Origin of the sequence: Nocardia sp. NPDC006630, from assembly GCF_040611495.1 — a bacterium.
GTDB lineage: Bacteria > Actinomycetota > Actinomycetes > Mycobacteriales > Mycobacteriaceae > Nocardia.
In genome coordinates this window covers 594,645-615,924 of the sequence record NZ_JBEXOK010000005.1, presented here as the reverse complement: position 1 = coordinate 615,924, position 21,280 = coordinate 594,645, and the positions used below count along the sequence as shown (strand labels likewise).

The 21,280-nt window shown below is 67.3% G+C and carries 20 protein-coding genes; 7 read left to right on the top strand and 13 right to left on the bottom strand.

Annotated features, from left to right (window positions below; all coding sequences use genetic code 11):
• Positions 1-28 precede the first annotated feature (28 nt).
• Complete coding sequence (gene guaA / locus ABZX86_RS17735; protein ID WP_355124637.1) at positions 29-1,588, bottom strand: glutamine-hydrolyzing GMP synthase; 1,560 nt, start codon at positions 1,586-1,588, stop codon at positions 29-31.
• Between the two features lie 300 nt (positions 1,589-1,888).
• Between guaA and ABZX86_RS17730 the strand changes: the two genes are divergently transcribed.
• Positions 1,889-2,764 carry an alpha/beta hydrolase gene (locus ABZX86_RS17730; RefSeq protein WP_355124635.1) on the top strand — a complete coding sequence of 292 codons (876 nt, stop codon included), beginning with the start codon at positions 1,889-1,891 and terminating at the stop codon, positions 2,762-2,764.
• A gap of 203 nt (positions 2,765-2,967) precedes the next feature.
• On the opposite strand, the gene ABZX86_RS17725 is transcribed toward ABZX86_RS17730, so the two are convergent.
• Together ABZX86_RS17725 and guaB are read right to left on the bottom strand one after the other, a co-directional pair.
• Positions 2,968-4,101: a GuaB3 family IMP dehydrogenase-related protein gene (locus tag ABZX86_RS17725; RefSeq protein ID WP_355124633.1), complete on the bottom strand. Its 1,134-nt coding sequence runs from the start codon at positions 4,099-4,101 to the stop codon at positions 2,968-2,970.
• Between the two features lie 141 nt (positions 4,102-4,242).
• The gene (guaB, locus tag ABZX86_RS17720; RefSeq protein WP_327143833.1) at positions 4,243-5,787 is read right to left on the bottom strand and encodes an IMP dehydrogenase; all 1,545 of its coding nucleotides are present in this window, start codon (positions 5,785-5,787) and stop codon (positions 4,243-4,245) included.
• A gap of 299 nt (positions 5,788-6,086) precedes the next feature.
• Here guaB and ABZX86_RS17715 point away from each other — a divergent pair, with 299 nt between their 5' ends.
• Entirely contained in the window at positions 6,087-6,500 is a 414-nt protein-coding gene (locus tag ABZX86_RS17715) for a DUF5319 domain-containing protein (RefSeq protein WP_029923780.1), read from the top strand.
• Between the two features lie 102 nt (positions 6,501-6,602).
• Here ABZX86_RS17715 and ABZX86_RS17710 read toward each other — a convergent pair whose 3' ends face one another.
• The 3 genes from ABZX86_RS17710 to ABZX86_RS17700 all read right to left on the bottom strand — a co-directional run bounded on the left by ABZX86_RS17710 (position 6,603) and on the right by ABZX86_RS17700 (position 9,437).
• Complete coding sequence (locus ABZX86_RS17710) at positions 6,603-7,736, bottom strand: anti-sigma-D factor RsdA (protein ID WP_355124631.1); 1,134 nt, start codon at positions 7,734-7,736, stop codon at positions 6,603-6,605.
• Positions 7,729-8,310, bottom strand: a complete 582-nt coding sequence (locus ABZX86_RS17705; protein WP_297622143.1) for a sigma-70 family RNA polymerase sigma factor — start codon at positions 8,308-8,310, stop codon at positions 7,729-7,731. The genes ABZX86_RS17710 and ABZX86_RS17705 overlap by 8 nt, the downstream gene beginning before the upstream one ends.
• A gap of 158 nt (positions 8,311-8,468) precedes the next feature.
• Positions 8,469-9,437: a hypothetical protein gene (locus tag ABZX86_RS17700; protein WP_355124629.1), complete on the bottom strand. Its 969-nt coding sequence runs from the start codon at positions 9,435-9,437 to the stop codon at positions 8,469-8,471.
• A 613-nt stretch (positions 9,438-10,050) separates the two neighbouring features.
• Here ABZX86_RS17700 and ABZX86_RS17695 point away from each other — a divergent pair.
• From ABZX86_RS17695 to ABZX86_RS17680, 4 genes are all read left to right on the top strand, one after another.
• Positions 10,051-10,344 (top strand): WhiB family transcriptional regulator, encoded by a 294-nt coding sequence (locus tag ABZX86_RS17695; RefSeq protein WP_153805677.1) that lies wholly within the window; start codon positions 10,051-10,053, stop codon positions 10,342-10,344.
• 428 nt (positions 10,345-10,772) lie between these two features.
• Complete coding sequence (locus ABZX86_RS17690) at positions 10,773-11,336, top strand: sigma-70 family RNA polymerase sigma factor (RefSeq protein ID WP_327146400.1); 564 nt, start codon at positions 10,773-10,775, stop codon at positions 11,334-11,336.
• 1 nt (position 11,337) lies between these two features.
• Positions 11,338-11,649, top strand: coding sequence for a hypothetical protein (locus ABZX86_RS17685; protein ID WP_355124627.1), 312 nt, complete (start codon positions 11,338-11,340; stop codon positions 11,647-11,649).
• Between the two features lie 283 nt (positions 11,650-11,932).
• Positions 11,933-12,910 carry a hypothetical protein gene (locus ABZX86_RS17680; protein ID WP_355124625.1) on the top strand — a complete coding sequence of 326 codons (978 nt, stop codon included), beginning with the start codon at positions 11,933-11,935 and terminating at the stop codon, positions 12,908-12,910.
• 208 nt (positions 12,911-13,118) lie between these two features.
• Here the strand turns inward: ABZX86_RS17680 and groL are convergent, their stop codons facing one another.
• Entirely contained in the window at positions 13,119-14,726 is a 1,608-nt protein-coding gene (groL, locus tag ABZX86_RS17675) for a chaperonin GroEL (RefSeq protein ID WP_355124623.1), read from the bottom strand.
• A gap of 142 nt (positions 14,727-14,868) precedes the next feature.
• Positions 14,869-15,171 (bottom strand): co-chaperone GroES, encoded by a 303-nt coding sequence (groES, locus tag ABZX86_RS17670; RefSeq protein WP_327143826.1) that lies wholly within the window; start codon positions 15,169-15,171, stop codon positions 14,869-14,871.
• A gap of 478 nt (positions 15,172-15,649) precedes the next feature.
• On the opposite strand from groES, the gene ABZX86_RS17665 reads away from it, so the two are divergent.
• Positions 15,650-17,149, top strand: a complete 1,500-nt coding sequence (locus ABZX86_RS17665) for an Hsp70 family protein (protein ID WP_355124621.1) — start codon at positions 15,650-15,652, stop codon at positions 17,147-17,149.
• A 150-nt stretch (positions 17,150-17,299) separates the two neighbouring features.
• Here the strand turns inward: ABZX86_RS17665 and tsaD are convergent, their stop codons facing one another.
• From tsaD to alr, 5 genes are all read right to left on the bottom strand, one after another.
• Positions 17,300-18,331, bottom strand: a complete 1,032-nt coding sequence (tsaD, locus tag ABZX86_RS17660; protein WP_355124619.1) for a tRNA (adenosine(37)-N6)-threonylcarbamoyltransferase complex transferase subunit TsaD — start codon at positions 18,329-18,331, stop codon at positions 17,300-17,302.
• Positions 18,328-18,855 (bottom strand): ribosomal protein S18-alanine N-acetyltransferase, encoded by a 528-nt coding sequence (gene rimI, locus ABZX86_RS17655; RefSeq protein WP_355124617.1) that lies wholly within the window; start codon positions 18,853-18,855, stop codon positions 18,328-18,330. The genes tsaD and rimI overlap by 4 nt, the downstream gene beginning before the upstream one ends.
• A complete protein-coding gene (tsaB, locus tag ABZX86_RS17650) occupies positions 18,852-19,544 on the bottom strand; it encodes a tRNA (adenosine(37)-N6)-threonylcarbamoyltransferase complex dimerization subunit type 1 TsaB (protein ID WP_355124615.1) in 693 nt (230 codons plus the stop codon). The genes rimI and tsaB overlap by 4 nt, the downstream gene beginning before the upstream one ends.
• A 102-nt stretch (positions 19,545-19,646) precedes the next feature.
• A complete protein-coding gene (gene tsaE / locus ABZX86_RS17645; protein WP_327143821.1) occupies positions 19,647-20,099 on the bottom strand; it encodes a tRNA (adenosine(37)-N6)-threonylcarbamoyltransferase complex ATPase subunit type 1 TsaE in 453 nt (150 codons plus the stop codon).
• A complete protein-coding gene (alr, locus tag ABZX86_RS17640; protein WP_355124613.1) occupies positions 20,099-21,229 on the bottom strand; it encodes an alanine racemase in 1,131 nt (376 codons plus the stop codon). Before alr ends, tsaE begins: the two co-directional genes overlap by 1 nt.
• Positions 21,230-21,280 lie beyond the last annotated feature (51 nt).

Sequence of the window (21,280 nt, the reverse complement as noted above, 5' to 3'; positions counted from 1 at the left end):
GGGCCTTCGTTATGTCCGGGGAGTCAACTCACTCCCATTCGATGGTGCCCGGCGGCTTGCTCGTCACATCGAGCACCACGCGGTTGACGTCCGGCACCTCGTTGGTGATGCGGGTCGAAATGCGTTCCAGCACCTCGTACGGCAGGCGGGTCCAGTCGGCGGTCATGGCGTCCTCGCTGGAGACCGGGCGCAGCACGATCGGATGACCGTAGGTGCGGCCGTCGCCCTGCACGCCGACACTGCGCACATCGGCCAGCAGCACCACCGGGCACTGCCAGATCGACTTGTCCAGACCGGCGGCGGTGAGCTCCTCGCGGGCGATGGCGTCGGCCTGCCGCAGCAGTTCGAGTCGCTCGAAGGTGACCTCACCGATAATGCGGATGGCCAAGCCGGGACCCGGGAACGGCTGGCGCGCAACGATTTCCTCGGGCAGGCCGAGCTCGCGGCCGACGGCACGCACCTCGTCCTTGAAGAGCAACCGCAGCGGTTCGACCAGATCGAATTCGAGATCGTCGGGCAGGCCACCGACATTGTGGTGGCTCTTGATATTCGCGGTACCGGTACCGCCACCGGATTCGACGACGTCCGGGTACAGCGTGCCCTGGACCAGGTATTCGACCTTGGTCTCACCCTGCTCGCCGACCACCTCGGACACCGCGTCCTCGAAGGCCCGGATGAACTCCCGGCCGATGATCTTGCGCTTCTCCTCCGGGTCGGTGACACCCTTCAGCTCACTCTGGAACTTGTCCACAGCGTCCACGGTCACCAGCCGGGCACCGGTCGCGGCGACAAAATCGCGCTGCACCTGCTCCCGCTCGCCCGCCCGCAGCAGCCCGTGATCGACGAACACACAGGTCAGCTTGTCGCCGATGGCCCGCTGCACCAGCGCCGCCGCCACCGCGGAATCCACACCGCCGGACAGACCGCAGATGGCGTGGCTGTCGCCGACCTGCTCGCGCACCTGCGCGACCAGCGCCTCGGCGATATTCGATGCCGTCCACGCCGCGGGAATCCCGGCGATCTCGTGCAGGAACCGGCTCAGCACCTGCTGACCGTGCGGCGAATGCAGCACCTCGGGGTGGTACTGCACACCCGCGAGCCGCCGCTCCAAGTTCTCGAACGCCGCGACCGGCGCACCGGCGGAGGTACCGGTGACCTCGAAACCGGCGGGCGCATCGGTGACCGCGTCACCGTGGCTCATCCACACCGGCTGCCGGGTCGGCAGGCCGCCGTGCAGAACGCCGCCGTCCACACTCAACTCGGTACGCCCGTACTCACGGGTTCCGGTATGCGAAACGGTGCCGCCGAGCGCCTGCGCCATGGCCTGGAAGCCGTAGCAGATACCGAAAACCGGCACATCGAGATCGAACAGCCGCGGATCCAGCTGCGGCGCCCCCTCGGCATACACACTGGACGGACCACCCGAAAGAATCACGGCGAGCGGGTTCTTCTCCGCGATCTCCTCGACGGTGGCCGTATGCGGAACCACCTCGGAGTACACACTGGCCTCGCGCACCCGGCGCGCGATCAGCTGCGCGTACTGCGCGCCGAAGTCGACAACAAGGACTGGTCGCTGGGTATCTGCCACTGCGCCAGTCTAAAGAGCGAGCCAGCCCACACGTGCCCCGGGCGACCCGAAACCCGAACCAGCCACGAAACAGCTCTCATCAGTGTCGAACAGCCCATATAAGCGCTGCTGGATGCGGACACGGCCGATGCGGTCCGATCGGCCCGCGGACAATAGCGGCATTCGCGCGAAGGCGGTAGGGCACAGCGTCCCGCGCCGGGTGGGCACTCGGGCTCGAAGCGACAGGTCCAGGGGCCCGGGCCGGACCGGTGGCCGGGAAAGCCACGCTGATTGTCACCGGTGCTGGCTATCCTCTACCTCGTGCCATTCGCCCGTGCGATCGATGCAGAGATCCACTACGAAGACAGCGGGGGCGAGGGTCCGGTACTGCTGCTGGGGCACGAATTCCTCATGGACAGAACAATGTTCGCCTCGCAAACGGCCGCATTGACCCCGGAGTTCCGGCTGGTGTCCTGGGATGCCCGCGGGCACGGTCGCACTCGGGACGAGGGGCTGCCGTTCACCTACTGGACCTGCGCCCGCGACGCGCTGACCGTGCTGGATCAACTCGGCGCGCAGCAGGCGGTGCTGGGCGGGATCTCGCAGGGCGGGTTCATCGCGCTGCGCGCGGCCCTGCTCGCGCCCGAACGTGTTGCGGCACTCGTGCTCATGAGCACCGAGGCGCACGAACCCTCCCGCGCCGAACTCGCCAATGCCCGCAATTTCCTGGACAAATGGAATGAGGACGGCCCGCGCCCGGCCCTGGCCGATCATCTGGCGCACTGGCTCATCGGCGACGACGAGTGGTCCCGCACCATCTGGGTGGAACGCTGGCTCGCCCGCGATCCGGATGCCATCGAGGTGGCCGCCGGCGCCCTCCTCACCCGCGACTCGATCCTGGACCGACTACACCAGATCACCTGCCCCGCACTGATTATCCACCCCACCCACAGCGGCGTCCCCCGCGCCCACGCCCGCGAACTCGCCGACCGCCTGCCCGACGCCCGCTACCTGGAAATCGAAGGCGGCCGCCAAACCGTCAGCATCACCCACCCCGCAGCCGTCAACACCGCCATCCGTGAATTCCTGCACGACCACATCGTCCCCCGCACCTCCACCACCAACCCCCGCATGCTGACCCGCCTCTCCGAACCTTCAGCGCGCAACTTGGGTGCCGTCGACGGTACCGACGCGTAGTGCGGTTGAGAGCGGAAACTATTTCGGGGGTCCCCGGGGAGTTACCCCGACCTCACGAGATCAGTTGTCGCCCTTGAGAACATCACGAGCGGTATCGGCCCTACAGATTTCGCCCCCTGCCCATCACGCCCGAAGGCGGATGAACAGGGGGCGAAGATCTTGGGCCGCTGTCAACCACGTTGTTCGTCTCGTAGAGGCAACGCTTAAACCCTGATGTTCAGGCCGACCTTCTGGAACTCCTTGAGGTCCGAGTAGCCGGTCTTGGCCATTGCGCGACGCAGGCCGCCGACCAGATTCAGCGAACCGAACGGGTCGTTGGACGGGCCCTCGAGCACCTGCGCGAGCGGGACGCGCTCCTCGTCGATGGCGTACGGCAGCAGCGCGCCGCGCGGGACCGACGGGTGCGCGGCGGCGGACGGCCAGTACCAGCCTGAGCCGGGAGCCTCCTGCGCCAGCGACAGCGGCACGCCCAGCATGACCGCGTCGGCGCCACAGGCGATGGCCTTGGCGATATGGCCGGAGGACAGCGTCTCGCCGTCGGCGATCACATGCACGTAGCGACCACCGGTCTCGTCCAGGTAGTCGCGGCGGGCGGCCGCGGCATCGGCGATGGCGGTGGCCATGGGCAGGCGGATGCCGAGCACCTCATTGGTGGTCGTGGCGCCCTGCATCGAGCCGTAGCCGACGATCACGCCGGCCGCACCGGTGCGCATGAGGTGCAGCGCGGTGCGGTGATCGCTCACGCCGCCGGCCACCACGGGCACATCCAGTTCGGCGATGAAGGTCTTCAGGTTCAGCGGTTCACCGTCTCCGACGTGCTCGGCGGAGATGATGGTGCCGTGCACGACCAGCAGGTCGATCCCGGCCTGCACCAGGCTCGGGGTGAGCGCACGCGCGTTCTGCGGGCTGACCCGCACCGCGGTGGTCACACCGGCGGCACGCACCTCGGCGACAGCGGCCGCGAGCAGCTCGGGCCGCATGGGCGCCGCGTGCAGCTCCTGCAGCAGTGCCACGGCGGCCTCGGTGCCCTCCTTCTCGGCGACCTCGGTCAGCTGCTGGATCTTGGCCTCGACATCGGCATGCCGAGCCCACAGGCCCTCACCGTTGATGACACCCAGCCCGCCGGCCTTGCCCAATTCGATGGCGAACCGCGGCGACACCAGCGCATCGGTCGGATGCGCCAGGAACGGAATCTCGAACCGGTAGGCATCGAGCTGCCAGCCCACGGACACCTGCTTCGACGAACGAGTCCGCCGGGACGGCACGATGTCGATATCGTCCAGTTCGTAGGTGCGCCGGGCAGTCCGGCCCATGCCGATCTCGACCATATCGCGCATGCGAGTCAGTCCTCTCTGTATCTGATTGCCGCCGAATCATTTCGGCGAATGGTGCGCCGAATCCTTCGGCGCCGCACTCCGCTCCCCCGCACAACTGCCCCGGCACTCGACCGGGGCAGGGCGCGAATCGAGCAGACGCAATCAGGCTCGGGTGGTGTAGTTGGGAGCCTCGACGGTCATGGTGATGTCGTGCGGGTGCGACTCCTTCAGGCCCGCCGCCGTGATCTGAACGAACTGCGCCGCCTGCAGATCCGGAATGGTCTGCGCGCCGGTGTAACCCATCGCGGCGCGCACACCACCCACCAGCTGGTGGATCACCTGGTCCAGCGGACCGCGGAACGGCACCCGGCCCTCGATGCCCTCGGGCACCAGCTTCTTCTCCGACAGCACATCGTCCTGGAAGTAGCGGTCCTTGGAGTACGACTTGGCCTCGCCGCGACTCTGCATGGCGCCCAGCGAACCCATACCGCGGTAGCTCTTGAACTGCTTACCGCCCACCAGAATCAGCTCACCCGGCGATTCGGCGGTACCCGCCAGCAGCGAACCCAGCATGACGGTCGACGCACCGGCGGCGATGGCCTTGGCGATATCACCGGAGTACTGCACACCACCGTCGGCGATGACCGGCACACCGTGCGGCCGGCAGGCGGCCGTGGCCTCGAGAATGGCGGTGATCTGCGGCGCGCCCACACCCGCGACCACGCGCGTGGTGCAGATGGAACCGGGACCGACACCGACCTTGACGGCGTCCACGCCCGCCTCGACCAGCGCCAGCGCACCGGCGCGGGTGGCGACATTGCCGCCGATGATCTGCACCCGGTCGCCGACCTCGGCCTTGACCTTGGCGACCATCTGCAGCACGCCGGCCTGATGCCCGTGCGCGGTATCCACGATCAGCACATCGACGCCGACATCGGCCAGGGTCATGGCCCGCGACCACGCGTCCTCGCCGACACCGACCGCGGCGCCGACCAGCAGGCGGCCGTCGCGGTCCTTGGTGGCGTTCGGGTACTGCTCGGTCTTGACGAAGTCCTTGACCGTGATGAGGCCGCGCAGTTTGCCGTTGCCGTCCACGATCGGCAGCTTCTCGATCTTGTGGCGGCGCAGCAGACCCAGTGCGGCGGGAGCGGTGACGCCCTCCTGCGCGGTGATCAGCGGCGCATGGGTCATGATCTCGGCGACCGGGCGGTTCTGATCGACCTCGAAGCGCATATCGCGATTGGTGATGATGCCGACCAGCTGGCCCTGCTCGTCCACGACCGGCAGACCGGAGATGCGGTACCGGGCGCACATGGCGTCGACCTCGGCGAGGGTATCGGTCGGGCGACAGGTGACCGGATCGGTCACCATGCCCGCCTCGGACCGCTTGACCGTCTCCGCCTGGGCGGCCTGTGCGGCCACCGACAAATTGCGGTGCAGCACGCCCATACCGCCCGCCCGCGCCATCGCGATGGCCATCCGGGCCTCGGTGACGGTATCCATGGCAGAGCTCACCAGCGGCGTGCGCAGCGTGATCTCGCGCGTCAGCAGGCTCGAGGTATCGACGGCACTCGGGATGAGATCGGACGCGGCCGGAAGCAGCAGCACATCATCGAAGGTGAGGCCGAGCATTGCGACCTTGTTCGGATCATCGCCACCCGTATGAGGGCGGCCGGCGTTTCGTTCGCCCGTAACGGGACTGCTCATCGGATCGACCCCTCCTGGAGCTCGGCACAGTCCCCCGGCCCGAATTCGGGCGAGCGACTGGATGAATGACAAAGCCGGCGTTTGCTACCCGGCCTTTGGTCAACCATGGTATCGGTCGCTCAATTCCTGGCGGCAGCCACGCCCGGCCACGGTGATCGCCGCTCGGCGACACACTGATGCCGAGGAATGCGACACACTGATGCCCAAGAATGCGAGGTGTGTGTTGTACCACCAGCGAAGTGGGGGCAAATACCTAACAGCGCTGGCGCAGACACCCTCTTTCTGCGTACCGTGGGACTGTGCGTGACCATCTACCACCTGGCTTGCCGCCGGATCCATTCGCCGGAGATCCCTCCGACCCGTCGGCCGCGCTCGATGCCATCGAGCCGGGGGAACCGTTGGATCCTCACGAGCGCCTAGCGGTCGAAGAGGATCTCGCCGACCTCGCGGTATATGAGGCATTGCTGGCCCACCGCGGAATCCGCGGTCTCGTGGTCAGCTGCGAGGACTGCCGACAGGACCACTACCACGACTGGGATATGTTGCGCGCCAACCTCCTCCAGCTATTGGTGGACGGTACGGTACGCCCCCATGAACCTGCCTACGACCCGACTCCCGAGGCGTACGTCACCTGGGATTACTGCCGTGGTTATGCCGACGCCTCGATGAACGAGGCGTTGCACGGCGACGGGTTCGACGGGTTCGACGTCTAGACAACGGAAACCGGGCCCGCATCCATTCGGAACGCGGGCCCGGCTTTCGGTATGAAGAAGCCGACCATCTCGGTCGGCTGTTTTTCTATGCCTGTGCGCTGATCACTTGGGCAATCCACCCAGCGGTGCGGACGGCACGGTCGGGACGAGAGTCACCGGTGGCACCACCGGAGGAGCCGGTGACGGCTTTTCCACCGGCGGCTGCGTCACCGGCTGCTGACCACTCGCCGGCGCGGTACCGCCGCCCGCAGGCCCGCCCGGCTCACTGGCCGGGGAGGTCTGCGGCGGAACGGTCACCGGCGGCTCCGTCACGTCCACCGAAGGCGGCACCGTGGGAACGGTGACCGGTGGGGTGATGCCGCCGCCGTGCGGAGCCGTGGACGGCTCCGGTTCGACGGGTGAGGCAGCGCGGGGATCGACCGTCGTGCCGCCGCCGTGGGTATCGGGCGGCAGCGTCGGATTGACCGTGACGCTCGGGTTGGCGGGGTTCGGCACGACTGTCACCGGCGGGAGCGTGGTGATCGCAGAACTCGGCGACGTCGTCGGAGCCAGCGAGTTGTAAACGCTCGGCGCCGCCGACTTCAGCTGCGTCAGCAGTACCTGCCAGCGATTCTGCAGATCGGTCTTCTTGGTGTCGTCGTTGACCTGACTCGCATTCGCCGAGGCACTCTCCATCGCGGCCTGCGCCTGCTCCGGATGTCCGTCGCTGATGAGCTGCTGCGCCTGGGTCAGCGCATCATCGGCCCGCGCGACCACCGTGGACTGCGCCTGCTCGCTGAACACAACCTCCTTGACCCGCCACAGCGGATCACCGGGATTTGCGTTGTAGGAGAAGGCGGACAGACCGCCGATGATCAGAGCGAGCGCCGCCGCCGCACCGAGCAGCGGGCGTACGAGCCGTAGTCGCCCGCCCGACTGGGCTCCGATCCGCGCGTCCCTGGCGCCGATCTCCTGATTGACCGCCGCGACAATGGTGTCCAGATCCGGTCCGGCCGGCATCGGCTCTTCCAGAATCTCCGCGCGCCAGTTCGCGAGCAGGGCCGCGAGCTGATACTCCTCACCGGTTCCCGTTTGCACGGGCCCGTCGCCGGAGATGGCATCGATCAGCGCGTCGTCACGGCGCACTGCCGCAATGTCCACCGGTCCGGTGTCACCGGACGCCTCGGCGTAGGGACCGCTGTTCTGCGATCCAAGCCGCTTCCAGTCGCCCCGACCGCGCTCGCCATCCCTAGCCATACATTTCACCTGCCCTCGCCACTTGAGTCTTGAGTTTCGCGAGTGCCCGATGCTGGGCGACTCGTATAGCACCTGCCGTACTGCCCACGGCAACTGCGGTTTCTTCGGCTGACAAACCCATAACCAGGCGGAGGATCAGGATCTCGCGGTGTTTCTCCGGAAGCGTGGCCAGCAGACTGTTCATCTGCCGACTCGTCTCCGAATCGAGAGCTCGCTGTTCCGGCCCCTGGTCGGTGGATATGACATCCGGTACTTCGGCCATGGCATCCGCTTTGTTACGGGCGGCATTGCGATGAGCGTCGGCGACTTTGTGGGAGGCGATGCCGTACACGAAAGCCATGAACGGTCGGCCCTGATCCTGATAACGGGGCAGGGCTGTCATGACGGCCAGACAAACCTCCTGCGCGACGTCGTCGGCGGAGAGCTGACCTCTTTCGGCCGACCCGATGCGCGCGCGGCAATACCGCACCACCAGTGGGCGGATGCTCTCCAGTACCTGGGCTAGAGCAGACCGATCGCCCTGCGCTGCGGCAGCGACGACAGCTGGGTCCAACTCCTCACCCGCGTTGTTCATCGTCAGAGCTGTTCCTGGCGTTACGAGTGGCACCACGGCTGGCGGGCCGGTGCTTCCGCGGAGGGGCGGAACGGTCCCAACAATAGCGGCTGGCGCATTCGGGCCAGTCGTTACGGGGGTCAGTCTCGGGGACCACTCAGGGACATCTCGGGGAGTACTCAGGGACGGCCGAGAAGGTCGGTGGCCGAACGCAATCGCCCCCCGCGAGCCTCCAGCAAACGTGCGCATTCGGCTGCCTCGGCGGCGCCGCCGGCCTCCGGGTCCACCCCCGAGCGCAGCATGGCGCACGCCCAGCGCAGCGGCAGCAGTTCGAATTCCCGGCATTCCCTGACGGTTTCGGCGGCGAGGCGACGGGACCGCCCGAGGTCCCCGGCGACCGCGGCCGCGGCGGCGACCAGTAGCCGGGACTTCACGCGATGGCGCTGCGAGGGTGAGTTCTCGGCCAGTTCGAGCGCCATTTCGGCATGCGCGAGGGCCGGATCGGAGGTCCCGCCGGCGGCCCCCGGGGCGAGCGGAATCCGGCCATCGGGTTCCGGCGCGGCGATCAAGCCGGCGCCGGGAGCGGACAGCGCCGTCTCAGCAGACACCCAGTGCAGGCGGATGCGCTGACGCCACAGGGCCGAAGGCTCGTCCGAGGCCGCATCGAACTCCGCACGGCAACGCTGCAGCAGCCGGGCAGCAAGCGCCGGGCGAGCGGTGCCGAGGGCGTCTGCGGCCAGGCCTGTCAATGCATCGCAAACCGCTTCGGCGCGAGCAATATCCGACCTGAGGATGACCCCGGAGCCGTCGGAACCCCTCGCGCCGAGCCCGGACGCGGGGTTCGCGGACAGGACGAGGGCGGCGGCGCGGCCGTCGGCCACGGCTGCGCGCGCGTGCCAGCCGAGCTGGCGCAGCAGGGAACCTTCGAGGCTGTGGGTGAGTGAGCGCAGGACCGGATCGGTGGTCCCGGCACGGGCGCGGCGGAGTTCGGTCCGGGCGGCGGCATAGTGCCCGACACCGCCGAGGGCGACCGCGCGCAGCCAGCTCCCGGCAGAATTATCGGGTGTGGGCAATCCGGCAGCAGCGCGGCCGGGTTCGGCGCCGAAAGCGGTAGCGGCGAGTAGCGAGTTCACTTCGAGCACAGACACTGTCGCACTGTAACCAGTGCCACCGGAGCCGGCCGCGGCCGCCATATCACAGAAGCGCAGCAACATTGCAGCATTCTCTACTGCGTTTATGTTTCCACTCCGTAAATCTGTGCTCGCTATCGGCCAGCACGCCTGTAAGGAATTCGTATGGCGTTTCGCGCTATTAACCTGGCGGCCTCGAATCGGCCATCTCGACCGTCACCGTCCGATCGGGCGCAATGGTTGAGATCACGCTGATCGCCACTCCCGCATAGCCCGAGTTGCTGGCATTCGAACTCGAAAAGTGGCCTTCACCAGGCATTTAACCGACAGGTCTGTGCTATCGTGCGCCAGGTACGCTCCTAGGCAACCGATCAGTATCACCACAGCGGACCCACTTTGTAAACAGCAAAGATGTTAATTCTCTAATGCGCCAGTATTTGAATCTCAGCGGAACGCACTATTGACTCGAATTCATTGTCGGACCTAACGTACGACATCGCCGCCATCGGCGCCGTGTGAAATTACGGCCGCCGATGGAGAGCGATCGCCGGGGCACCGGTGATGCCGCCCAACCGTTGCCACAAGCACACGCTCGACAATGCCGACGAGCTCGCACCAAGAGGAGTTCACCATGCCTATGCCGACCCACCTCCCTGGTCCGAATGCCGATGTCTGGGACTGGCAGATGCGCGGGTCCTGCCGGGGACAGGACTCTTCGGTGTTCTTCCATCCGGACGGCGAACGCGGCCGGGCTCGGGCCCAGCGCGAGATGCGCGCCAAGGAAGTCTGCCGGGCCTGCCCCGTCCTGCTGCAGTGCCGTTCACACGCCCTGAAGGTGAGTGAGCCGTACGGAATCTGGGGTGGAATGTCCGAGACCGAGCGTGAGATGCACGCCCGCCGTAACCGCCGCCGGGCGGTCGCATAGTCGTTTTTCTCCCGTACCCCTGTGACTGCTGTTGACCAGCGGTACGGGCGAGGCGCACGGTGCCTTTTGCTCGGGCCACCAGGACGTTGCCGCTGACCACGGGTGGTGCGAGTTCAGGAAATTTCCCATCCGCGCGGCGCGGCGCGCCGAATGCCTAGCAAACAACCGGCCACTGCTCAGGCGGGAATCGGTTCCAGAACTGGCGAGGCTTCGGCGTTTCCCGAAAGCTCCGGCGTGTCACGGCGTGTCCCTCTTCAGGACAGCTTTGGGCAAGTCGGTACAAAACGGAAAACCGCTGCGCGACAGTCGTTTTGCCGATACCCCCACCCGAGAGGAGGTTATAGCGGCAGGCTACCCTCGTGGCCGATGACACAGAACGGAGCGTTGTGACAGCGCGGCCGCCGGCCGCAGAGGGCGACTCCTCTGCGATGACGGCGCGCGCAGCCGAAAGCCTCGAGCTAGCCGCACTTCTCTCTCGTTGCGGGGAGTCGGACGAGCGGGCATTCGCCGAGCTGTACGACCGCACCTGCGCACGGGTGTTCGGGCTGGTGCTACGGGTGCTACACGATCCGGGGTACGCGGAGGAGACCACTCAGGAGGTCTACCTCCAGATCTGGCGCACCGCAGCCAATTTCGATCCGGCCAAGGGCTCCGCCGTTACCTGGCTCATGACACTTGCCCATCGCCGCGCGGTCGATCGCGTGCGCGCCGAGCAAGCCCACGCACAGCGCGAAGTCGCTTACGGCACGAGCACACTCGGTAACGAATTCGATGAAGTCACCGAAGAAGTGGGACGACGGCTGGAGCAGCAGGCGGTCCGCCAGGGTCTCGCGACCCTCACGGAGACGCAGCGGGAAGCCATCTCGCTCGCCTACTTCGGCGGACGGACATATGCCGAGGTCGCAACCTATCTCGGCGTAGGGTTACCTACCGTTAAGTCCCGTATTCGGGATGGACTGACACGACTCAAGAAAAGTTTGGGAGTGACGTGAGATGAACGAAAGCCAGATCGATCTCGCGCACACTGTCGCGCTGGGATCGATCGGCGACGAGGATCAGCGCGCAGTGCAGGAACTACTGGATACCGGCGACCCGGTGCTGCGCGCGGACTTCACCCAGGAAGTGCAGCACACCCGAGATGCTCTCGCCCAGTTCGCGACCGCGGCGGCCACCCCGCCGCCGCTCGCACTCCGCGACCGCGTACTCGCCGCCGTAGCAGCAGACCAGGCGCCAGCAACCGCGATACAGCACAGCCGCACCGCGCTCTATCCCAGCAATGGGCACAGCCGCGCAGTCCACGACTGAGCGGGGTAAACCCAGCTCCGCGATCTTGGGCACCCGCCCAGTCCGTTCGATGGACGAGTGGGATCAGCCCTGGTGCAATAGCTTTCGACGCTTCGATGACAAGGCCCCCGGACAGCAATACCGTTCGGGGGCCTTGTCGTATTGCCGGCAATTGATGTCCGTATTGCCCGTTTATTAATTGTCGAATTGCCGCACGATCGAACGTCCGCTCCACTCCCACCGGCCGACCTGCCGGACTGCTACCGTGGCGATTGTCGTATCCGTCTCGGGGGGAAGGGGATTCATGGCGCTGCAGGCTCTGCGTGAACTCATCCGGGGGCAGGCCGCCGCCGAGGAGATCGAATCCATCACCTCCGGGCGCGGACTCTGGCTACCGCCCGAGGCCGGCGGTGAGGTCTCGGAACTGCTGTCCGCGCCGACACCCGCCGATATGAACTCGGCCGTCATCGAACTGCGCAACCTCATGCCGGGCGGGGACCTGTTCCACACGGCGGTGCTCGGCCTGCTGTGCGGCACACTGGTCGAGAACGGCGCCGATCCCGGGGCCGCCATCGATACCACGCTGGAATTGCTGGTGCGGCAGCTGGACGCCCTCGCCGAACATCCCGACGAGGCGACGCGCGCCGCCACCCACCTGACCTTCCCGGCGGCCATGACCATGCTGTGCCGGTCCAAGGAGACCCGCAAGCGCTGGCGACTGCGCCCGGAGATGATGGCCCGCCTGGACGAGCTGGAGGACGCGGGCCTGGTGCCGTTCTTCCTGCGCGAGGTCTTCACGCTGCACGACGATCTGGATCTGCTGGTCCTCGATCAGCGCAATCGCCGCGCCTACCGGTTCCGCCTGATCGGTCTGCGCGACCGCCTCTACCACTGCTACGCGCTGCTGCAGGACGCCCTGCTGCGGAACTGCGGCCCCGGCTATCTGGACGCCGAACCGCTCGACGAATTCAATATCCGCTACGCCCGCAACGATGGTCTCGACCTCGAAGAACGCAATGCGCAGCACCTCAGCGATCACGCGCGGTTCAACTTCAACTACCCCGGCGGCCTGTTCATGCCCGGATCCGCCGCGGTCGCCGAACTGCCCACCCTCGGCGGCACCCCGTTCCTGCTCGTGGAACCGCGCAGCATCCAATTCAGCTGGAACCCGTCCAATATGTATCCCGTTGTGCACGAGGCACTCCGCGCCTCCTGCGAACTGATCCGCGAGTTCGACCGCGAGGAGACCGATACCCTCCTCGCACGCTGCGACCTCACCTGACCGTCGCGATTCGGCTGCACATCCGGCAGATCCGGCCGCCTGCACCCGGCGGTCCACCGGCCCGGCGCCGTTCTCGACTGGGCCCTGCCGGGTGCACATTCCACCCGCTATCCGCGTTCTCTCCGCTACGCGCGCGGCCCCCGGACACATTTCGTGTCCGGGGGCCGTGTTTGTTCAGTGGCTCAACCGCTGTGCGCGGCGGCTACTTTCAGTGCGAGTGGCCGTGGTGGGCTGCGGCCGGCTCCTCAGCCGGCTTCTCCACGATGGCACTCTCGGTGGTGAGCACCATGCGCGCCACCGAGATCGCGTTCTCGACCGCGGAGCGGGTCACCTTCACCGGGTCGATGACGCCGTCGGCAACCAGGTCGCCGTAGGTCAGGGTGGCCGCGTTGAAGCCGTCCTTGCCGTCGGTGACCTTGGAGACGACAACCGCGCCGTCGACGCCCGCATTGGCGGCGATCCAGAACAGCGGGGCCAGCAGCGCGAGCCGCACGACCTCGACGCCGGCCGCTTCATCGCCCGTAAGCGAATCGCGCAGGGCGACAAGGGTGGAAGCGGCCTGCACCAGGGCGGTGCCGCCGCCGGGGACGATGCCCTCGGCGACCGCGGCCTTGGCGGAGGAGACCGCATCCTCGACGCGGTACTTGCGCTCCTTGAGCTCGGTCTCGGTGGCCGCGCCGACCTTGATGACGGCGACGCCGCCGGCCAGCTTGGCCAGGCGCTCTTCCAGCTTCTCGCGGTCCCAGTCGGAGTCGGTGTTCTCGATCTCCTTGCGCAGCTGCGAAACCCGCGCCTGGATGGCATCGGCGGTGCCGGCGCCCTCGACGATGGTGGTCTCGTCCTTGGTGACCACGACGCGACGGGCCTTGCCCAGCACCTCGAGGCCGGCCTCACGCAGGGTGATGCCCAGGTCCGGGTTCACCACGGTGCCGCCGGTGACGATGGCCAGATCGTCCAGGAACGCCTTGCGACGGTCACCGAAGAACGGCGCCTTGACCGCAACGGCCTTGAGCGTCTTGCGAATCGCGTTGACGACCAGGGTCGACAGCGCCTCGCCCTCGACGTCCTCGGCGATGATCAGGACCGGCTTGCCGGACTCCGCGATCTTCTCCAGCAGCGGCAGCAGATCGGGCAGCGAGCTGACCTTCTCGCGGTTCAGCAGGATCCAGGCGTCCTCGAGGACGGCCTGCTGCGTCTCCGGATCGGTGACGAAGTACGGGGACTGGTAGCCCTTGTCGAACTGCACGCCCTCGGTGATGACCAGCTCGGTCTGGGTGCTGGAGGACTCTTCGATGGTCACCACGCCGTCCTTGCCGACGGTGGTGAGCGCCTTGCCGACCAGCGCGCCGATCTCCTCGTCGCGCGAGGAGACGGTGGCGACCTGAGCGATGGCCTTCTCGCCGTCGACCGGGGTGGCAGCGGCCTTCAGCGCGACCGTGATCGCGTCGGCGGCCTTGTTCATGCCCTTGCCGAGGGTCATCGGGTTCGCGCCGGCCGCGATGTTCTTCAGGCCGCCCTTGATGAGGGCCTGGGCGAGCACGGTGGCGGTGGTGGTGCCGTCGCCCGCGACATCGTTGGTCTTGGTGGCGACGCTCTTGACGAGCTGTGCGCCGAGGTTCTCGAACGGGTCCTCGAGATCGATCTCGCGGGCGATGGTCACACCGTCATTGGTGACGGTCGGGCCGCCGAACGACTTGGCCAGCACCACGTGCCGGCCGCGCGGGCCCAGGGTGACCTTGACGGCGTCGGCGAGCTTGTCGACGCCACGCTCCAGTGCGCGACGAGCCTTCTCGTCGAACTCGATCTGCTTTGGCATGTATTACCTACTCCTGAAGTGAGTTTGGGGAGGGCGAACGCACTCCGCCCCGGGTCGAGGCTGTTAAGCGGCGACGCCGAGGCGGAGAGTCCGGGGTTTCGGGAGCGAAGCCCCTTCAAGGCCCCGGAGAGTTGGTGCGTCCCTACTTGGTGACGACGGCCAGCAGATCGCGCGCCGACAGAATCAGGTACTCGCCACCGTTGTACTTGATCTCGGTGCCGCCGTACTTGCTGTAGATGACGACATCGCCCTCGTTGACGTCCAGCGGAATCCGCTTGGCGCCGTTCTCATCCCAGCGGCCGGGGCCGACGGCGATGACGGTGCCCTCCTGGGGCTTCTCCTTCGCCGTGTCGGGGATGACCAGGCCGGAGGCGGTCGTCGTCTCGGCCTCGTTGGCCTGGACGAGGATCTTGTCCTCGAGCGGCTTGATGTTCACGCTCGCCACGTTGAGCCCTCCACTTTTCAGGGGTCTTCGCGCCCGGGGCGGTTCCCCGGGCTCACGGTGTTCGGTCATGGTCTGACCCTGCGCACAAGCCCCGTCGTCGCGGGAGCCGGGACCACTGCCCAGTAGTCAGAGATGGCATCTGAAGCAACCAACCAGTGCCACCTAGCACTCTATACACGGGAGTGCCAGCGCTCAAGGTCGGGCTTCCTCATTCACGGCGCCGCCCCACAAGGCAACGCGACTCGCCGACGGGAACGGCCGGGGAATCTGAGGGCTTCCATAGAAATACGAAAATCTGTAACGTTCGGATAACGGATTGTGACAACATTGACGACGGCCGCGCGGCAAGGCCGCATCAAGCCCGTCACTGCTTCGCCGAGTGTCACCCAGTTGCTTCATTTCCATAGTTGTTGCTGCACCCAGGTCCGTTCGAGATGGTCGTCTACACGCGGGACCATCCGCTCGAAGGGAGGTGAACATGCGAACATCCCTCGGCATCTCCGCCGGGAGTGAGGTGGTGTGCTCGGCGACGGTTGCCACGGCACCCAACGGCGCCCAGTACTTCGACTACCGGGTCGTCACCGCGGATACGGCCCACTCCGACCTCGGCGATCTCGTGGCCTCCTCCATCGAGTTGATGACCACTCAGATTCCCCGCGAGAACGTGCACGCCTTCGGCACCCATCCCGCCGCGCTCGCGGCCGCGCACAATGATCACGCACCCGGCCCGCCCGGCGATATCGCAGTCGCCTACCGGGACCGGGAACAGGCCCAGATCATCCGTTCAGCTATCGGTCGGCAACGTCGCGATGTGCGGCTCATTCCGGAAAGCACAGCGGCCCTTGCCTTCCTGCGCCACACCGGCCTGCTGGACCGCTACCAAACGGTCGCCATCCTCGATATCGGCGCCACCGGCACCACCGTCACCGTGGCCGATCACGCCGACGACACCGTGCTGCGCTCCGAGCGCACCGCCACCATCAGCGGCAATGCCGTCGACGAACTGATACTGCAGCATCTGCTGGACTGCCACCTGGCCCGCCGCGGCACCCGCCCGAATCGGGGCATGCTGCTCAATCGCAGCCGCGCGGCCAAGGAGCATCTGTCCATCGCGCCGGCGGTCACCATCGATCATGTGGCCGGGCAGCCGCTCAAGCTCACCCGCGTCGATTTCGACGAGCTGGTTTCCGACCTGCTACGCGAGCTGGCCCTCTTCGCCCGCGGCGTCTTCGCGCGGGCGCCGAAGTTCCCGGAAGCGGTCGCGGTCATCGGCGGCGGCGCCAATACCCTCGCCGTGCTGTCGAGTCTGGAACGCCAGCTCGACGTTCCGGTGCTGACGGTCCGCGAGCCCGAGGCCGTGATCGCCAAAGGCGCTGCACTGGTGGCCGATTCCGCGACGCCGACGACCTTCCCGGTGATCAGCCGCGGTTCCGATGCGCCGATCGGCACCTTCACCAAGCTGGCGGGCACGCTGGCCGGCGCCATCGTGGTGGTCGGCCTGATCATCGGCTACGGCGTGAAGGAGCTCGTGCCGGAACCGCACGGCGCCAATTACTCACCGCCCATCTCCGGTACGCAGCAGCCGGTGGTCGTCCCCGCCACACCGCCCGGCGGCGCATCCGGCGCCGGCACCACGACCAGCAGCCCGAATCACGATCCGTCGCACCCCACCGCACCCCCGGTCACCCCGACCACGGCCCCGCAGGGCACCCCCAGCAGCACTCTCACGACCCCGCTGACCACGATCGCCCAACCGCCCCTGCGACCCGATCCGGGCCTACCCCAGATCCCGTTCCCGGCAGATCTCCCCCGCATCCTGGGCCCGCTGCTCGGCACCACCCTCCCGCCCCCGGTGACCACCGAACCCCACAGCGAGACCAGCGAACCCCGCACTGTGGGCCCGACCACCTCCGGCCTCCCCCGCAGCAATTCCGGCTCCGCAAGCGGCACCACCACCATGGCCAGCCCGACCGACTAAGTCCGTCCGTGCTCCGAAGACACCACCGCGACCGAGGATTCCTCGGTCGCGGAATGCATTACGAGCGGCCCAATTGTCGAGCACGGATACCCCCGTCATCCCGGCATGCTTCTGGCCGGGATCCACACTGTCCGCGCACGAGCGCGAGAGCTACAGCTGGCTGGTGGAAACCGGCAGGCCCGGGTCCGTCGCCACGGTGAGCGCGGACGGCTTTGCGCCACCGGCGATTACGTGTGCGCCGAAGGTGGCGATCATGACGCCGTTATCGGTGCAGAGCCGGGGCTTGGGGACGCGCAGGGTGAGACCCGCTGCGGCGCAGCGCTCTTCGGCCATGGAGCGAATACGGGAGTTCGCGGTCGCGCCGCCGCCGAGCACGATGGTGTCGACGCCGACATCCTGGGCGGCGCGCACGGCCTTCATGGTGAGGACGTCCGCGACCGCCTCCTGGAACGAGGCCGCGATATCCGGAATCGGCAGTTCACGACCGTCCCGCTCGGCCGCCTCGACGTACCGCGCCACCGACGTCTTCAGCCCCGAGAAGGAGAAGTCGTAGCGGGCGTCGCGCGGGCCGGTCATACCGCGCGGGAAGGCAATCGCGTGCGGATCGCCTTCCGCGGCAATGGCATCCAGCACCGGTCCGCCCGGGTAGCCGAGGCCGAGCAGGCGCGCCACCTTGTCGAAGGCCTCACCCGCCGCATCATCGACGGTGCTGCCGAGTTCGATGATCGGTTTCGCCAGATCGGTGATGTGCAGCAGATGCGTATGCCCGCCGGAGACGAGCAGCGCCACCGCGGGCGGCAGCGGGCCGTGCTCGAGGGTGTCGACGGCAACGTGACCGCCGAGATGATTGATCGCGTAGAAGGGGATATCCCACGCTGCCGCATAGGCTTTCGCCGCAGCGACCCCGACCAGCAGCGCACCGGCCAGACCTGGCCCGATGGTGACGGCGAGGGCATCCGGCTTCTCGATATCGGCGGCGGCCAGGGCGCGGCGCATGGCCGGGACGATGGCCTCGAGATGTGCGCGCGAAGCGATTTCCGGTACCACGCCACCGAAGCGGGCATGCTGATCGACGCTGGAGGCGACCTCATCGGCCAGCAGCTCGCAGGTGCCGTCCGGCAGGTATCGGACGATGCCGACTCCCGTTTCGTCGCAGGAGCTTTCGATACCCATGACGATCATGACGAGACCTCTGTGTCTTCGGCGAACCCGGCGCCCTGGGGGAACTCCGCCGGTGCGAACCCGGCCATGGCGGGCTTGCGCATGGTGTACGCGTCGGCGCCGCTCGGCTGGTAGTAGTTCTTCCGCAGACCGATGATGTGGAAGCCGTGCTTCTCGTACAGCGCGATGGCGGCGGCATTGTCGGTGCGCACCTCGAGGAACACCGGTCCGCCGCGCCGCCCGGCTTCGGCCAGCAGTGCCTGCAGCAGCAGGGTGCCGACGCCGCCGCGATGCAGCTCCGGATCCACACCGATGGTGTGGATTTCGGCCTCCGGATGTTCGGCGTCACCCAGCAGGGCGATACCGGCGTATCCGATCATGCGATCGTCCTGATCGCGGGCGATGATGTAGCGATTGTGCGAGGCGGCCAGCTCCGACAGGAACGAAACCTCGTGCCACGGATCGTCCTCCGGGAACAGGACCTGTTCGAACTCGGCGCAGCGCACGGCATCGGCCGGCCGCATCGGTTGGATGCGGATGGTCATCGGCCCACCTGCGCATAGCTCCGCTCGACCGCATCGGGACGGCGCAGATACAACGGGACCAGGGGTTCGGGAGTCACGCCCGCCAGCAGATCGCGCGCGGCGCAGCGCACCAGCCCGTACGGGGACGGGGTCTCCACCGGCAGCACGGGCAGATCGAAGTAGTCGACATGCGAGGCGGATCCGGCAATCACGGTGGCGGTGCCCGACTCCAGATCGGCGGGCTTGCTCACCTCCGGACCTTCGATACGGCCTTCGGCGCGGTAGCGAGCCCAGTACACCTCGCGGCGTCGCGCATCGGTGACCACGAGCAGCTCCACCGGCTCGGCCGGATTGCGCAGATAACTCTCGGTATCGGCGGCAATCGCGTCGAGACTGCACACCCCGTGCACGGGCACGCCCAGCGCATCGGCGAAGGCGGCCGCGGTGGCCATCCCGACCCGCAGTCCGGTGAAGGGACCCGGCCCGATCCCCGCGACCACCGCGTCGATCTCCGCGCGGGTGCGACCGGATTCGGCGAGGCACGCCAGAATCTGCGGCGTCAGCACCTCATTGTGCGCACGAGAATCCACGGTCACCTTGGAGGTGATCGTGGTGATGCGAGGTGCGGTTGATCCCTCGTCCGCCGGTTCCAGTTCCACCAGTCCCGCCGTCACGGCAGGGGTCGAGGTGTCGACAGCCAGTACAAGCATGATTGCCCCAACAATACTGGTCTGATTGCCTTCGCTTCGCTCCGGCAGGGTCGCGACCGCTGGTGGTGCGGTCAGCGTGATGCTTCTCGCATTCGGAGGTGGTCAGGTGGCCGAGAGCCATTCCCATTCCGCCGTGCGGATATCGGAGTCGGGTTCGCGGCGGAGTTGGACGCGGAGGTGGCGGTCGGCGAGGTGCTCGGCCACGCCCAGACCCCATTCGACGACGACCACCGCATCGTGCAGATCGGTGTCCAGGTCGAGGGCGTCGAGTTCGTCCAGATCGCCGCCGAGGCGGTAGGCGTCCACGTGCACCAGGGCGATCGAGCCCGGGTCGGCGCTCGCGCGGTGCTGGCGGGCAATGATGAAAGTCGGTGAGCTGACCCGGCCTATGACGCCGAGCCCGGCGGCGATGCCACGGGTGAGCGCGGTTTTCCCGGCGCCCAGCGGACCGTCGAGGATGACCAGATCGCCGGGTTGCAGTTCCTCGGCCAGTTCGCGGCCGAGGGCCTCGGTGTCCTCGACCGTCGGCAGGGTGCGATTGCCGCGGGTGTTCATCACTCGCCGCCGATGTGGGTGCGGATGACGCGACCGCGCGGGGCGCAGACGATCTCGTAGTGGATGGTGCCGAGCGTGTCCGCCCACTCCTGGGCGTGCGGCAGACCCTCGCCGCCGAACAGGACTGCGGTATCGCCCTCGCGGACACCGGAGGTGTTCTCGCCGAGGTTCACCACCAGCTGGTCCATGCAGACCCTGCCGATATTGGGCCGGCGCTCACCGCCCAGCCACACATCGAAGCGGCCGCCGAGGGTGCGCGGCACACCGTCGGCGTATCCGGCGGGGATGAGCGCGACGGTGGTGTCGTGCCCGGCAATCCACTCGTGGCCGTAGGACACGCCTTCACCTGCGGCGACGCGTTTCACCAAGGCGACGCGGGCGCGGAAGGTCATGGCCGGGCGCAGGCCGAAATCGGAGATCTCCGGGATCGGGGAGAGCCCGTAGACGGCGATGCCCGGGCGCACCATGTCGAACGCCAGATCGGGGCGGGTCAGGGTGGCCGCCGAATTGGCCAGATGCACCAATTCCGGTTGCAGGCCCTGCTCTTTCGCGGTGGCGATGCATTCCAGGAACCGGTCGCGCTGGAGGTCGATGGTCGGGTGATGCGGTGAATCCGCATGGGCGAGATGGGAGAAGATGGCCCGGAAACGCACCACCTGCTCGTCGACCAGCTGTCGCAAAAGCGCCAGCACCTGCGGGTATTCGGTCGCAGATACGCCATTGCGGTTGAGCCCGGTATCCACCTTCAGCGATACCGTCGCGGTACGCCCCAAGCCGCGCGCGGCCGCCGCGACCGCCTCCAGATGCGCGACCGAGGACACCGCGATCTCGATATCCGCGGTGATGCCGCTCGCGAAGTCGGCATCGGAGGTGTTGAGCCAGCACAGAATCGGCGCGGTAATGCCCGCCGCCCGCAATGCCACCGCCTCTTCGAGCGTGGTCACCCCGAGCTCACGCGCCCCCGCGGCAATAGCGGCCCGCCCGACCTCGACGGCCCCGTGGTTGTACCCATCCGCCTTGACCACCACCATGACCGCGGCAACACCGGCATGCGCGGCCAGAATCCGCACATTGTGGGCAATGGCATTCAGATCGACGAGGGTCTCCACCTGCGGATCGGGCTTGTTCACAGCCCCGATCCTGCCATCTCCGCCCGCGCGGCACCCGTCACACCCGGCCGC